General features: G+C 45.8%; 7 protein-coding genes and 5 tRNA genes. 9 read left to right on the top strand and 3 right to left on the bottom strand.

From position 1 onward, the window contains the following. Positions 1 to 6 precede the first annotated feature (6 nt). The 4 genes from Q0Y54_RS01405 (at position 7) to Q0Y54_RS01390 (ending at position 7,842) form a co-directional block, all read left to right on the top strand. On the top strand, positions 7 to 1,047 hold the full coding sequence (locus Q0Y54_RS01405; protein ID WP_297963537.1) for a hypothetical protein: 1,041 nt from the start codon (positions 7 to 9) through the stop codon (positions 1,045 to 1,047). Between the two features lie 29 nt (positions 1,048 to 1,076). Further along, positions 1,077 to 2,819, top strand: coding sequence for a polysaccharide deacetylase family protein (locus tag Q0Y54_RS01400; RefSeq protein WP_297963535.1), 1,743 nt, complete (start codon positions 1,077 to 1,079; stop codon positions 2,817 to 2,819). 167 nt (positions 2,820 to 2,986) lie between these two features. Beyond that, complete coding sequence (locus tag Q0Y54_RS01395) at positions 2,987 to 5,968, top strand: ATP-binding protein (protein ID WP_297963533.1); 2,982 nt, start codon at positions 2,987 to 2,989, stop codon at positions 5,966 to 5,968. 146 nt (positions 5,969 to 6,114) lie between these two features. After that, on the top strand, positions 6,115 to 7,842 hold the full coding sequence (locus Q0Y54_RS01390; protein ID WP_297963531.1) for a methyl-accepting chemotaxis protein: 1,728 nt from the start codon (positions 6,115 to 6,117) through the stop codon (positions 7,840 to 7,842). Between the two features lie 135 nt (positions 7,843 to 7,977). On the opposite strand, the gene Q0Y54_RS01385 is transcribed toward Q0Y54_RS01390, so the two are convergent. The 3 genes from Q0Y54_RS01385 to Q0Y54_RS01375 are packed head-to-tail and all read right to left on the bottom strand — an operon-like array spanning position 7,978 to position 13,964. Beyond that, entirely contained in the window at positions 7,978 to 10,422 is a 2,445-nt protein-coding gene (locus tag Q0Y54_RS01385; RefSeq protein ID WP_297963529.1) for an amino acid permease, read from the bottom strand. After that, positions 10,419 to 12,851 carry an amino acid permease gene (locus Q0Y54_RS01380; protein WP_297963527.1) on the bottom strand — a complete coding sequence of 811 codons (2,433 nt, stop codon included), beginning with the start codon at positions 12,849 to 12,851 and terminating at the stop codon, positions 10,419 to 10,421. The genes Q0Y54_RS01385 and Q0Y54_RS01380 overlap by 4 nt, the downstream gene beginning before the upstream one ends. Positions 12,852 to 12,863: 12 nt before the next feature. Beyond that, positions 12,864 to 13,964 (bottom strand): chemotaxis protein CheB, encoded by a 1,101-nt coding sequence (locus tag Q0Y54_RS01375; protein WP_297963525.1) that lies wholly within the window; start codon positions 13,962 to 13,964, stop codon positions 12,864 to 12,866. A gap of 247 nt (positions 13,965 to 14,211) precedes the next feature. On the opposite strand from Q0Y54_RS01375, the gene Q0Y54_RS01370 reads away from it, so the two are divergent. The 5 genes from Q0Y54_RS01370 to Q0Y54_RS01350 all read left to right on the top strand — a co-directional run bounded on the left by Q0Y54_RS01370 (position 14,212) and on the right by Q0Y54_RS01350 (position 14,708). After that, positions 14,212 to 14,287, top strand: a tRNA-Gly gene (locus Q0Y54_RS01370). Between the two features lie 6 nt (positions 14,288 to 14,293). After that, positions 14,294 to 14,369 (top strand) — tRNA-Gly (locus Q0Y54_RS01365). Positions 14,370 to 14,430: 61 nt separating this feature from the next. Continuing rightward, positions 14,431 to 14,507, top strand: a tRNA-Ile gene (locus Q0Y54_RS01360). Positions 14,508 to 14,537: 30 nt separating this feature from the next. Beyond that, positions 14,538 to 14,615, top strand: a tRNA-Arg gene (locus Q0Y54_RS01355). A gap of 8 nt (positions 14,616 to 14,623) precedes the next feature. After that, positions 14,624 to 14,708 (top strand) — tRNA-Tyr (locus Q0Y54_RS01350). The last annotated feature ends 336 nt before the right edge of the window (positions 14,709 to 15,044 follow it).

Genomic DNA, 15,044 nt, shown 5'->3' with positions numbered 1-15,044 from the left:
GATGCTATGAAACGGAAACTACATATGTTTGTCCTTGGTGCCGCTGTGCTGCTGATGTCCGGCTGCGCCCAGGGGGCTTCCTCCCTTTCGGTGGGAAGCCATGAGCCTGTCGTGCTTTCCGCCTGGATAGCCTCATGGGATGAGGAAAAGGGGCTGAAGGAATATGGGGACATCAAAAATCGCCTTGTCGGTGTATCCTGCTTTATGGCCTATTATGACCAGGAGGATAAGCTGTTCATTCCGGAGGAAACAAGGAAAATTGCAGCCCTTGTAAAAGAGGAAAAGCAGGAACAGCGCTACATATCCTTTACAAATGATTGGAAAAATGAACAGGGCAAGGTGATTAACAAGGATACGGAGCTGCTGAGACGCCTGTTTGCTGATGATAAACACAAGGAACAGACCATAGCAGAGATGCTCCAGGTGGCAAAGGAGCTGCAGTGTACCGGCATAGAGCTGGATTATGAGTCCTTTTTCAAGGACAGTGATTTGTTGCAGAAATATTTGTCCTTTACCTATAAGCTTTCCTCGGCCTGCATTAAGGAGGGGCTGTCCCTGCGCATCGTTTTGGAGCCCGGAATGCCGATGGATGTCGGCCTTTGCAGGGGACCGGAATACGTGGTTATGTTTTACAATCTTCATGGCAGGCATAATGGACCGGGGCCAAAGGCTGACAGTGAATTTATAGCCAAAACCATCAAAAAAATGGAAGCCATACCCGGCAAAAAGGCTGCTGCCTTTGCCACCGGCGGCTGTCTGTGGGAGGATTATGGCCTGTTGGGCCTGCAGCATGGGAAGATACGCTTCCTTGATGAGGATGAGGCTGTTGAGTTGGCCAAGGCTCACCAGGTTACTCCAGAACGGGATGAGGCCAGCTATGCCATGCACTTTACCTATAAGGAGGCTGGCCATGACTACGAGCTTTGGTATGCTGATAATAAAACCCTTCAGGCTTGGATCAAGGCGGCGGCCGATGGGGGAATTAAACGGGTTAGCCTTTGGCGTCTTGGGGGCAATTATCGGATAAAGGAATTCCATGCAAACTGATTGTTCTGTACTATATTGAAAGGAGCATAATGATACAAGTGAAAGGGTCCGTGGTGCGGGTAGCAGTAATGGCCTTGTTGGGCCTGTCAGTGTTTTTGGCATCTGTGTGTGCGGCTCCCGTAGATGAATTTAGGGAGTTACGGATGCAAAATGGCGGTCAGCTGGCTGAACAGCAGCGGTTTTTGCTTACAACTGACCGGGCAGTAATCTTAACCTTCGGGGGACTTTCCAAGGAGCTTCCCCTAAGGAATATATTGAATTATATGGCGTCAGAAAAACTGCGGGGGAGCTTCTTCGTTACAGAACGGGAGCTGGGTAGAAATCAGGACAATATACAGCTTATCCGTGAATACGGTCAGGATTTGGCCATAGGTCTGGTTCCCACCCGGGAGGGGGATTTTTATTACTATTGCGGACAAATACAGCGCATCAGGTCAGCGTTAAATCAGGCCTATGGCTTTGACAGCAGCTTTGTGCGCATCATGTCTGCCGGCGGGGATGCTGACGCCATGCGTGAGGCTGTATCGGCCATGGGCTGTACCCTGGTGGGCCAGGGTCTCAATGTGGTTCAGTCCAAGCACAGGTCGGCCCAAAGTCCGGAGGAGGTTATGCCACAAATTTTTGGTAAATGGACTACATCCCTTAATCGGGGTGAAATTGTTTATCTGCGTACCGATTTTTATGATAATGATTTTTTGGCGGCGCAAATGCTGCAGGCTATAAAAGAACAGAAAATTGATAATATCGCTTATGCCCCCCAGTCTCAGCAAGGCACCGGGGAAGAAAATGATTATTCCTATCACACGGCTTCACTGGCTGATGTTGGCAGTGAGGGGTATCTGGGCTATAGTTATCCGGTAAATGTACAGGCCCTGCCGGAGGAGATGCAGCCGGACTACGGTACCAACTGGGTGACGGAGGAGAATTTTACGGAGGCATTTCTCAGCCGGTACATTGGTGCCCCGGAGGTTAATGTCAACGACCGTATGTTGAATTTTAGCCGTTCCCAGATGATATATGCGGATAAAACCGGGCTGATAAAAAATGCTCCGCCAAAGACGGTGTTCCTTACCTTTGATGACTGGGGCAATGATGATTCTATCAATAAGCTCCTGTATGTGCTGCATAAGCACAAGGTACATGGCACCTTCTTTATCATTACCAGGAATATGCTGAACAATCCCAATTTGCTGCGGGCCATCGCCCTGGAGGGAAACGAGATAGGCAGTCATACCAACAATCATATGGCTATGGCCACCTATGATGAGCACAATAACATGATTCCCGGCGAGGATGCGGCAGAGTATTGGGAGGATGTTGCCACATCATATCCTAAGCTGTTGTCTGTAGTAGGGGATATCCGGTTGGAAAACAACCGGCCGGCTCTTACCAGACTCCTTCGGCCACCTACCCTGGCCGTAAGCAAAATGGGTGTACAGACTATTTTAAATGCCGGCTTCACCTATATAGTGAATGGTTCAGGCAGTACCGAGGATTACGGGGCTGTATCCTTGCAATCCTTGGTTGGGATCATGAATAACATTGTCCACGATAAAAAGGGCAATGTTCAGCGGGGGGCCATCCTGATTATGCATATGAGCTCCACTGCACCTCTTACACCAATAGCGTTGGATATTCTCCTGACGGCCAATGACAGACTGCCTGAGGGACATCCGGGAAAATTTAAGGTTGGACTGCTGGGGGATTATCTGAATGATGGATATGACCAGCGGATGAAAATGGATAAAACACGTAATCCACGGGATTATTAATATTTATGGAAAATCGGACTGGCCATTACAGTCCGGTTTTTTAGTGTGGGGCTGAAAGGCTAAAAAATAATAATTTATTCATAAAATGCAGGAATTGCAGGGCAAGGTGGAGAATAATTAAAATAGGTTATTTTATGGGTTTTCACATTATGCAGGGGGGCAGTAAAATGCGTTATAAGCATAGAATGTATTTTAAATATATTAATCTTAAAAATTTCTTTTGCCTCATTACCCTATTGGCCTGCTTGCTGGGGGTATTTAAGGGTATGCCTGTTACACCGGCGGTGGCCAATAATGAAAAAATCGTCCGTATAGGTTATTATGAAAATCCGCCATTCCAGATTGGGGCGACGGTTGATATGACCAAGGACGGCTATGCCTATGATTATTTGCAGCGTCTGAAATTATACAACAACTGGAAATATGAGTACGTGTACGGTTCTTATGGCAAGCTATATAGTAAGTTGCTAAACGGGGAAATAGACCTGTTGGCGGGGTTGGCCTACACGCCGGAGCGGGCTTCCGTCATCAGCTATCCCCGGGATGCCATGGGGGAAACCAAGTATTATTTCCTAAAGCTGTCCTCCAACAGCCAGATTACTTCGGAGCTTTCTACCATAAATGGCAAGAGAATTGGTGTCTTAAAAGGGGCACAGGTTGGTGTGGTAAATCAGTATCTGGCGGAGCATAATCTAAGCGCTCAGCTGGTAGAGTTCGGTGACATAAAGGAACGGGACGAGGCCATTATTGACGGACAAATTGATATTATGATGGCTGAAAGTGACGGTACCTCCCCCGATGTGGGGATTGAAGTGTTTGCCGACGTGGGCTCCAGTGCTTATTATCTGGTGGCAAATAAGGCCCGGCCGGATATTTTGGAGGATTTAAACAAATCCCAGGAGCTGATGAAGCGGGAAAATCCCCATTTTATAAATGACCTGTCCAGAAAATGGTTCAAAAAATCAATTCTGACTACCACCCTGCTGCCGAATGAGCGCAAATGGCTGGATGAGCATGATACCTTTAAGGTTGGGTATTTAACGGCATTTCTTCCGTACAGTGCCAAAGATGAAAGCGGTAATGTTGTAGGCGTTATTACGGACATTGTGCCGGAGATATTCAGAGTTCTCGGAGATGCGGATATTAAGATAGACTATGTGGGCTATTCTACAGCCGAGGAATTAATAAATGCCCTGCACAATCAGGAAGTGGATGTTGTTTTTCCTGGTTTGTCCAATGCCTGGATTTCTGAGCAGCATGATATTATCACCAGTGAGCCGGTGGTAAATTCCAATTTTAATATTTTATATGCCGGAGCCTACCCTGATATGAGCCGGGCCCGGATTGCCATATCCCGCCGCAATGGTATCATGGATCCATTCAGAAAATTATTTTATCCTAAGAATGAAGTCCTGTATTTTGATGATATTGATGACTGTATGGATGCCGTTAAACGGGGGGAGGCAGATGTTATTATCGTCAGTGAGCTCAGAACAGAGTATCTGCTGCGGCGGAAGGAAAGCTACAAGGATTTAAATACAGCTCAGCTGACCAATGATGTGGATCTTGGCTTTGCCGGGCTTACTACAAATCCGGAAATTATTCGGCTCATAAACCATGGACTTAGTCTGATAGATGATGATTTTGCCCTGACCCATGCTTACAGCTACATGCCAAAGCATGAGGTATCTTTACTAAATTTCTTCAAAAATAATATATGGGTTCCGTTATTGGGACTGATGTTGTTCTTTTCGGTGATTTTCTACTTTGTTATACGGGAAAATCGGAAAAACAGGGAACATCTTGCAGAGTCTGAGGCTCATCGTATGGAATTGTCTGACAAGGTGGAGGAGATTTCCGTTCTTAATAATGAATTACAGGATCGGCAGGCCCGCCTTGAGGAGTACGCTTCTGAGACAGAGACTCATCTGATGGAAACCAAGGCTTTAAATGCCCTGCTACAGGAGCAGCAGACCAAGCTGGAGGAGTCCATAGAGGCGGCTGAGGCAGCCAATAAAGCCAAGTCTACCTTCCTGTTCAACATGAGCCACGATATCCGTACTCCGTTAAATGCCATAATAGGCTTCACGGAGCTGGGGGAACGGGATCCGGACAATATAGCCAAAAATACTGAATACCGGCAAAAGATAAAAAATGCCAGCCATCAATTATTGGATATTTTGAACAGTATTTTGGAAATGGCCCGGATTGAAAACAAAAATATGTTCATTGAAGAGGAAATAACTGATGCCAATGAGCTGTTTGATTCCTGCCTGATAATGTTTGAGGGCGATATGAGGAAGAAGAATCTCACCCTGACATCATCCTTTGATATACAGCACCGATTTTTGTACATTGATGGTACTCATATGTCAGAGGTGGTAATGAATGTTATCAGCAATGCGGTGAAATATACCCCGGAGGGGGGAAATATCTATGTTACGGTTAAGGAGTTGCCGGGAGATACCGATGGGGAGTGTATTTTGGAAATCCGGGTACAGGATACTGGTATTGGTATGTCCAAGGAATTCGTCACTCATATCTTTGAACAATTCTCCCGGGATCGTAACAGTACCCAGAGCGGTATCCAGGGAACGGGTCTTGGCATGGCCATAGTTAAGTCCCTTGTGGGTAAAATGAGGGGCACTATTAATGTCAATAGTGAGCTGGGAGTGGGTACAGAAATTATTATTTCTACACCACACCGTATAGGTGAGCTGCCGTCGTCGGAAGAAAATGACCAAAACGATGAGGAAAAGGCTGACTTTAGCGGAAAGCGTATTCTCATGGCAGAGGATAACGACCTTAACGCAGAAATTGCCACCTTTGTTTTGGAGGACGCCGGCTTTGAGGTGGAAAGGGCAGTGGATGGTATTGAATGCTTCAATATGCTGATGAAGCACGATATAGGGTATTATGACCTGATTCTTATGGATATTCAGATGCCAAATCTGGATGGCTACGGTGCCACTGAGAAAATACGGCGACTGGCGGATGGTGGCCGTTCGAAGATTCCGATAGTGGCCCTGACGGCCAATGCTTTCAAGGAGGATCAGGAAAAGGCCTTTGCCGTGGGAATGAATGCTCATTTGGCAAAACCTATTGATGTGGAGAAGACCCTTGCCACCCTGCAGGAAATATTAGGATAGAGATGGAAGCTTTTCAGAAAAAATTCATATTTGAAAAGGAATTTTTATATTAATGTAGAAATAAGTCCATATATATCCTGTACCGTTAGATTTTTTAGATGCGGATATAGTTAAAAGGACGAATGAATATATAGGGGGTGTCATGAATGAGTTTTAAGGATATTGGTGTAAAGTACAAGTTGGCTCTAATTGGGGCGCTGGCCTTTGTGGCGACGGTATTTGTAGGCATACTGGGGTATGTGTATTTACGTTCTGCTCAGGAAGATATGGAAGCACTCTATAGAGAGCATACCATGGGTATCTTCTACTGCGCGCGGGTGCGAAATGATACTCGTGTAATGCAGGTTCAGGCGTCGTTGATGCCTTTTACCCTCGACCCTACCAGAAGGCAGGATCGCATTACCAAGTATAATAGCAATATTGAAGAGTCGGAACAGTGCATGCAGGAATATGAGCGCCTGAACTCAAATCACCCGCAGCGTGCCTCCATGGCGGCCAAGGTGCGGAGCGACTATGAGAACTTTAAAGCAAGGTCTGGCGAATTGATGAAAATGCAGGTTACCGATGAGACGAGCCGCCGGGCAGTTATGGACTTTTATGAAAAAGAAGTAATGCCATTGGCAGTCAGCATGAGTAACGATTTGGGGGAAGTTCAGAAGCTGAACATGGAAAAGGCTGAGGAAGCTCTGGTACAAGGAGAAGAGGGAGTCAAGGCAGCCATTCGCAACATGATTATTACCTGCGTGGTTATTATCGTTGTCCTGACGGTTTTCATTGCCTTTATTACTTCCCAGATTACCGGACCATTGAATTTGGTTATCCGGGTTTGTGATAAGTTATCCAATGGTGATTTCCGCAATGATGGCCTTATCGGTGAAGTAGAACGTGGTGATGAGTTCGGCCACATGGAAGTTGCAGTTCGGGATATGCGTAACACGGTTAATAATCTTATACAGAAGGTTATTGGTTCCACGGAGCAGCTGGCAGCTTCCTCCCAGGAGCTTACGGCTACAGCTCACCAGTGTGCATTGGCCTCCGAGCAGGTGGCTCAACGTGTAAGCAGTTCGGCTAGTGCTGTTATTGAGCAGCAGAGCGATGTTGAAATGGCCATGGAATCCATTGATAATACAATGCACTCCATTGATAATCTTAATCATACGGCCAGTGATGTGACAGCAAATGTATTGGATTCCCACAAGCAGGCTCAGGAAGGCAGCGATGCCATTGAGGATGCAGTAAATAAGATTGTCAGCGTGGAAGAAATAGTTAACAGCTCCTCCATGACTGTAGATAAGCTGGGCAAGCGTTCTCAGGAAATTGGCCAGATTGTAGAGGCTATCTCCGGTATTGCCGATCAGACCAACCTGCTGGCTCTTAATGCAGCAATTGAGGCTGCCAGAGCAGGTGAGCATGGCCGTGGCTTTGCCGTTGTAGCTGATGAAGTTCGTAAGCTGGCTGAGGAATCACAAAATTCTGCCAAGCGTATTGCAGACCTTATCAGTGCTATTCAGAGTGATACCATCGATGCCGTTGATTCCATGCAAAAGGGTAACATTGCTGTTAAAGAAGGTACCGCTTCTGTTGGTCAGCTTAAAGAATCCTTTAACAGAATTTTGGAGGCTTCGGACGCTGTAGCTGAAAAGGCTAAGGGCATGAGTGATGACCTGAAGGTTGTTTCCGGCGATACGGAAAATGTTCGTACCCGTTCCAACAAGATTTCTGAAAACAGCCGTCAGGTAGCAACGGATATGGAAAGCGTTTCGGCAGCAGCTCAGGAACAGTCTGCTGCGGCTGAAGAAATTGCTTCCGCAAGTGAGGCTCTGTCCCAGTTGGCACACAGCTTACAGACTGCTGTAGGTAAATTTAAGGCATAGACCATTATCCAGCATTAAACAAAATAACAAGCAAAATAAGAAGCTCCCCTGCAACGCCTTTGATGGTGTTACAGGGGAGCTTTTCGTGTGGAAGGAAAACAACTACATGGGCGAAACTCTCTGGCAAGATTTTCGCTATGCCATACTTTCGTATTTGGTGTAAGAGACGGCGGATTGTTTTGCTAGATTAAGAGTGAGTTGAATGCTCATCTCTGTTTGGGCGGCTGGGGAGCTTTCTATGCTAAATGCTCCCTCCATTAGGTTTACAAGGTGTTTGGTTATGGATATTCGCTGATCCATACTTAGTTTATCCATGCGTTCCTTGTCGGCGGTAAAATTAACCTTTAGCTCATAATCCGAACATAAACGGGAAGAAACACCAAGCTCACCTTTATTTTCCAATCGTCGATGAGCAAAGCCCTTTTGAGTAACCAATACGGATATTTTGCCTCCCATAGGGCTCACATCGTAGGCAAGACTGATTAGATTTAGCAGCATTCGCTGGATTCGATTTTCGTCACAATATACATAGGAATTATCCAGCTGGCTTGAATCAACCTGAAAATCCAGATTCTTATCCTGCATTTGAATAACAAAGATGTTTTTGACCTGCTGGAGACTATAGTGAATGTCTGTGGCTCTTGGATACAATACCAGATGGTTGGAGGTTATTTGCTCTACCAACCCCATTTCTCTCACAAGGTTGAGGAAATAGTGGCTTACGGAATCTGTATGGCGAAGGGACTGCCATAGACTGTCCAACCTGTCCTGGGGACAATTGCCCTTTATGGTCTCATATTCCTTGCCAGTATTTCTGGCCAACCTCACATAGCTCATTATGGATTGCATCATCAGCCCAATATCGTGGGTCATGCCAATAAGGAAGGAATTTCTTACCTGGCTGGTATGCTGTTCTTCCTGTACCTTAATATTTAGCTGATATTCTCGTTGTCGCATGATAGTAAAGATATCACCCATAAAGACAAGGATAAGGATGATAATTACAATCTGAATAATACTGCTGGTATTAAGCACCTCATGGATGGCGGCATAACCACTTTGGCGCAGGAGAGGCAGCTTGGTTACCATCATTTGCCGCAGCCATAAGGAGGAAGTGAAGAAATTTAAGAACAATAACACGGTGCACATGGAAAAGGACTTGCCAAAATGGTCATGCTTATCATGTTTAAAGATGTACCAGTAATAGATAAGCCCTATAATGCTCCACACCGCCAACAGTAAATACGACTCTGTATTCAGGGTGGTGCCAATCAGCAGGTTTGGAATTATCGGGCAGAAGAAGAAAAATATGGAGATAATAAAACCGGTGATACCAAGGAATTTTCCAGCTGAATCCTTACTTACCGTGGCTTCCCGGTAGCGACAAAGGGAAACATAGGCATAAGCGATGGAACCGCTTATGGTAATGGCATCCACCAGCCACACAATGGCTGTACGGCCCAGCAGGGGAATAAGCAGTGATACTATCATAATTGAGATAATAGCATTGCGGGGAGTGCCATCCTTGGTTTCTTCGGCTATTGCCGCTGGCAGGAGATTATCCTGAGCCATGGCTTGCAGCAAATAGGAGGCTCCCCGATACAGACCGATAATCCCGGTAAGAATACCGGCGAGGATGGCTGCTGTCAAAATGCCTAAACCCGTGCTTCCCAAAAGGGATTTCACACTGTAAAACAAAGGTAATGCTTTGAGCCCCTCCAGGTTGCCCAGGTTGTTGATATACTCATTCCATCCGTGATATTCCGGCGGAATGCCCATAACGGCAATTGCGATTGGTAAGCAATAAGCCAATACAGTGGACACAACGGTTGCAATAATAAGAGGAAACATGTATTGGGTTGGGAAGTGGAACTGCTGGCTGCCATGGGTTATGGATTCGTAGCCAAAGAACATCCATGGTGCTACCATCAATATACTCAGCAACTGCAAAAATGGCGTACCGCCTATATCAGGGTCAAAGGCAGGATAAAAGCTGGCGTGCTGTGGACTCATGGCCAGTACCCCACAGAATAGGATGACAATTCCACCAATTAATATAAAGGCAAGTATGGTGTTGGCGGCCTGTTTTATCCCTCCTCCAAAGGCGGAAAATAAACCAAAGAGAATAATGACTCCCCAGGTAGCAATGATTTCACCACCATAAACATCAAAACCGGCCACTTGGTAGTGAAAACCCCATTGAAGCACATCCCCAATGGTAAAGCGAACCAGTACAATTACGGCAGTGGCATTGGCCCACATAATTGACAGATATGTAATGATAAGGGCCCAGCCAGCAAGAAAAGCATGGTCATGACCCATAATTTCCCGGGTATAGGCGAAAAAACCACCGCTATCCTGCATTTTTCCAGCCAACATACAGAAATTGGACCCAATAATCAGCATAATCAGGCCACCAAGAATAATGGCCAATATACTTCCTACTGGGCCTGCGTTGGGCAGAAAAAGATTGCCGGGCAGCATGAAAGCTCCCCAACCGACAGCACAGCCGAAGGACAGGCCCCACACATTAAGGAGTGTGAGCAGGTGTCCCTTGTTGGTTTCCTGTGGCGTATTCATAAGCACATCTCCTTTGCTACGATAGGAAGGGTGAATTTTACAACGATATCCTTGCCAGGCTGTTCCGAGGCAGAGTCAACTTCTATAGTGCCTCCCATGGACTGTACAATGCTGCGGGAAATATATAGGCCGCTCATGTCGCTATAATCCGGGTGATAATCCTCCGTCAAGCTTTTTACTATGATTGGTGGGATGTTAATACCGGTGTCGTGAACATGAAATTCATAATCTCCGTAGAGGGCTCGTTCCCCTTCCGGCATGGATGAAACTTCCACTAAAGTTACCATAACCCCACCATTGGCTGAGCAATACTCATAGGCATTGCTCAGTAAATTGATTAACAGGCGTTTTAGCTGGATTCGGTCGCAGAACACCATCGGGTGCTGTAAATCTACAGGATAAACTTCAAAAAAGAGGTTTTTTTCCTGCATTTGCAGGGAAAACAGGTCTTTCATCTGTTGGAGCAGTTCCCGCAAATCCACCGTGACGGAGTCGATAGGTATCTTATCCATGTGCGTATTGTGCATAATACTGCCTTTTTTAAGCATATTATCGATTAGTCCTACCAGAAGCTGACTGTGGGTATCCAGTTTACCCAAACAATCCGTCAGACGGTCAGGGATTCGCCGTTGACAATTTTCTTCTGGACATCCTGCACAGATAGTGCAATTTTCCAAAGCAAGATGAACCGAGGTTTGAGCTGCTTCCATCGGAATACGAATATCGTGGGAAAGATTACCCAAGAAGGTATTCTTGGCCTGATTGATTTCATGCTGATGCTGAAAGGTCTGAAACAGCTTTTTTTCACGCCTCTTTATGGTGATAAATATATCTGCCATTAGCAGCAAAATAAATAAAATCATCAGCATTTGCATCATGCTGTCCTGTACTAAGCTGTCAGCGGCCAATTCACTGTAGGAAATAGACTCCCATTCGGAAGGAATAATCCTTATCCAGCCCTCCAGCCTTTGACGGAGCCATAAACTGCTGGAGAAAAAGTTAAGGAAAAGAATCATAATAAACATGGAGGTACTGTTACCAAAGCGGTGCTGTTCGTCGTTTTTGAATACATACCAGTAGTAAACAAATCCAAAAAGACTCCAGCCTGATAACATAAGATAGGATTCTGTTTCCAGTGAGCCACCTAGCAGCAGTCCAGGAATAAGAGGGAAGAAGAAAAACATGGCGGAAACAGCCACGCCAATTCCGCCTAGCCATTTACCGCGCTGATCATTCTCCCGCCGGGCGGTGATATAGGAGCACAAGGAAGCATAGCCATAAGCTATTGCACCTGCAACAGTAATAACATCGCATACCCAAACTACCGATACCCGCCCCAGGAAAGGAATCAGCATGGAAATTAACATAACGAAAATAATTCCATTTTGTGGGGTGCCATCTTTGGCCTCTTTGCTGAACCATTCCGGCAATATTTTGTGTGCCCCATAATATTGGATAATTGTACCTGTAATGCGGTATAGACCCAAAAGGCTGGTGGATATGGCTGCAAGAATGGAAAGAAACAGTATAACGAGACCTTCCTGCCCGAAAACATTGTATACGCTGTTAAATACCGGCAGCCCTTTTATACCGTCCAATGAATTTTTCTGGGCAATGTAACTGGTCCAGGAGGAAAATTCCGATGGAATAGCCATAACCGCCATGGCGGCCAGTAAAACATAGATAATACCGCCGGCCACTATTGAGGCTACCATAATAGGAAATAGCCTACGGGTGGAAAATTTAAAAAGGCTCCTTGTATGGGTGACGGCCTCAAAACCAAAGAACATCCATGGCGTCAGCATGACCATGCTAAAGATCTGCATAGCCGGGGAGGTTACATTCTGGAAAGGCGGGTAAAAAACATCAGTAGGTGTGTAGATGTATAGGGCAACAAATAACATTACCACCGTAGCAAAAAACAGCACTGCCAGGAAGGTGTTTATAATTTTGCGGAGGATATCGCCGTAGCAGGAAAAGAGACCAAATACGAAAAATACCATCCATGTGAAAAGAATCTCACCGAAGTTTATGTCAAATCCGGCAATGGTATACATATATCCCCAGGCGAGAACATCCCCAAACAGAAATCGTGATAATAAAATGGTGGCGGTGGCATTTGCCCACATGATAGACAGGTAGGCGATAATTAAAATCCACCCAGCCAAAAAGGCATGATCATATCCCAATATGTTGCGTGTATAGGCCACGATTCCCCCATCGTCATTATATCGGTTGACCAGCTGGGAAAAATTGTAGGCAATAATGAGAAGAAGTACAGTGGAAAGCCCCATGGAAATGACGGTGCCCAATGGACCTGCCGTAGGTATAAAAAGATTGGCCGGTACCATAAAAGCACCCCAGCCTACGGCACAGCCAAGGGACAATCCCCAGATATTCAATGCTGACAAATGTCTTTTGTTATCCATAGTCCTGCTCCTTTATCTGGCAATCTTATGTATAGCTTCTGGTATGCTGGAAAGAGGCAATTGTTGCTGTACTGCCCCCATACTAAAGGCAACCTTTGGCATACCGTAAACTGTGCAGGTGGCCGCATCCTGCCCAATGGTAGGTGAGCCTTTTTTGCGCATTTTTAAAAGGCCTGCTGCGCCATCCTTACCTATACCCGTCAAAATAACTCCCATAGCCTTATTTCCAGCTACGTCAGCTACGCTGTCAAAGAGTATATCCACGGCAGGGCATACACTGTGTACTGGTGGCCCGGCTTTGCACTCGATAACATAATTACTTCCTTGACGAATAATTGACATGTGCTTGCCACCTGGGGCAATATACACATGGTTGGGTTTTACCACATCTCCGTTAGCAGCCTCTTTTATGGTCAGGGCACATACCCCATTAAGACGTTCCGAAAACAGCCGTGAAAACATAGGGGGGATATGCTGCACAATGACGATACCCGGTAGTGGGGGCTTTAGGGCGGGGAGAATGGCGGACAAAGCCTCCGTTCCCCCGGTGGAGGCTCCAATGGCAATAAGATCGATGGTGCCATGCCCAGCTGGTATGCTGATAACAGGCTCACCTGAGGGTGTAGAGGAGCTTTGCGAAGGTGAACTCTGGCGTGCTGGTGCAGGTGGTGCAATTTTTGTTGCCGTGACAACACCAGCCTGCTTTTGAGGTAATCTGACAGAGGCACTGTTGTCCTGCAGGGCTTTTATAATACCATCAAAAAAAGGCTGGGTGGGCTCACCGAAACTAGGCTTTTTAAAATAAGCAGAAGCTCCAAGGAATTTGGCTGTCTGGGAAACATTATTTGATATGCCATAAACTATAATAGGAACATTTGGGTGTTGTTTAACCAGCATAGGCAGAAACTTATCCTGATTTATCATCATAGCGCCCAAAGCCAGATTTAAGATAATAGCTGTTGGCTTAAAGGCTGTCAGCTTTTTCTGTGCCTCCACCGGACTGGTGGCATTATCAATAACGCTGCCAGAAGGCAGACGATGATTTAGCTCCTGGACCAAGGCGTTCTGAAAGGCTATGGAATTGTCGATGACAAAAACTCGCAGAGTGCCCATATTGTCCTCCTTAAAACATAAATTGCTTTAAACAAATACTTCGATATTAATGGGAAAAATCCTTTTTTTTACAGCCATAATTTGTGAATATTTAATGTAAAGAAAAAATTGTGCCGGAGGGCCTCCAAAATTGTTTTTAAGAAAAAATAAAAAAAGTGTTGACAATGGGGTATTAAAACAGTAGAATATGTTTTGTCAGTCAGCGGGAAGCCCTTGGGCGGATCTTCTGAATGAAATTAAATGAAATGCGGAAATAGCTCAGTTGGTAGAGCATCACCTTGCCAAGGTGGGGGTCGCGAGTTCGAGTCTCGTTTTCCGCTCCATATCATGCGGAAATAGCTCAGTTGGTAGAGCATCACCTTGCCAAGGTGGGGGTCGCGAGTTCGAGTCTCGTTTTCCGCTCCATATCAATGATTTGCGATTCTCGCATTGGTTAACAGTGCGAGATTTTCTATCAGTAGATAAAGGGCCTATAGCTCAGTTGGTTAGAGCAACCGGCTCATAACCGGTCGGTCCCAGGTTCAAGTCCTGGTGGGCCCACCATTTTTTCTGATAAGGCGCAGATATTCACATGACTCAGTAGCTCAGCTGGATTAGAGTACTTGACTACGAATCAAGGGGTCGGGGGTTCGAGTCCCTCCTGGGTCACCATGATTTTTGGGTAGGTGCCCGAGTGGTTAAAGGGAACGGACTGTAAATCCGTCGCCGTAGGCTACGATGGTTCGAATCCATCCCTGCCCACCATTTTTTCTTTTATATTCTCCCTTCAAAACTTTTTAAAAAATATTTTTGAAAAGTGCTTGACAAGAAAGAATATAAAAGATATACTGAATAAGCTGACTCACGGAGCAAAAGCTTCTGAGAAAAGCTGGACACGAAGTAATTTTTGGTTGTAGCGAGGCGCGACGCAGTAAAGCGACGAAGGCGTACATGAACGGTACGTCGAGGAACTTTACAAGGAGCAACAAAGCTACGGACAAAAAGGACGAGTGTGGTGTTCTTTGAAAACTAAACAATGCAACAAAGAATCATGCACACATGATTCAAGCCAGATGGATTGGAGCAACATCCATGAGCTAA

Origin of the sequence: uncultured Anaerovibrio sp., assembly GCF_947302755.1 — a bacterium.
Lineage (GTDB): Bacteria > Bacillota > Negativicutes > Selenomonadales > Selenomonadaceae > Anaerovibrio.
Note: the sequence above shows the minus strand (reverse complement) of the source record. Positions and strands in the feature narration are given on the sequence as shown.

Coding starts and splice junctions, on each gene's coding strand:
- Q0Y54_RS01385 (WP_297963529.1), bottom strand. CDS start 10,422: ATGAATACGCCACAGGAAACCAACAAGGGACACCTGCTCACACTCCTT.
- Q0Y54_RS01390 (WP_297963531.1), top strand. CDS start 6,115: ATGAGTTTTAAGGATATTGGTGTAAAGTACAAGTTGGCTCTAATTGGG.
- Q0Y54_RS01395 (WP_297963533.1), top strand. CDS start 2,987: ATGCGTTATAAGCATAGAATGTATTTTAAATATATTAATCTTAAAAAT.
- Q0Y54_RS01405 (WP_297963537.1), top strand. CDS start 7: ATGAAACGGAAACTACATATGTTTGTCCTTGGTGCCGCTGTGCTGCTG.
- Q0Y54_RS01400 (WP_297963535.1), top strand. CDS start 1,077: ATGATACAAGTGAAAGGGTCCGTGGTGCGGGTAGCAGTAATGGCCTTG.
- Q0Y54_RS01380 (WP_297963527.1), bottom strand. CDS start 12,851: ATGGATAACAAAAGACATTTGTCAGCATTGAATATCTGGGGATTGTCC.
- Q0Y54_RS01375 (WP_297963525.1), bottom strand. CDS start 13,964: ATGGGCACTCTGCGAGTTTTTGTCATCGACAATTCCATAGCCTTTCAG.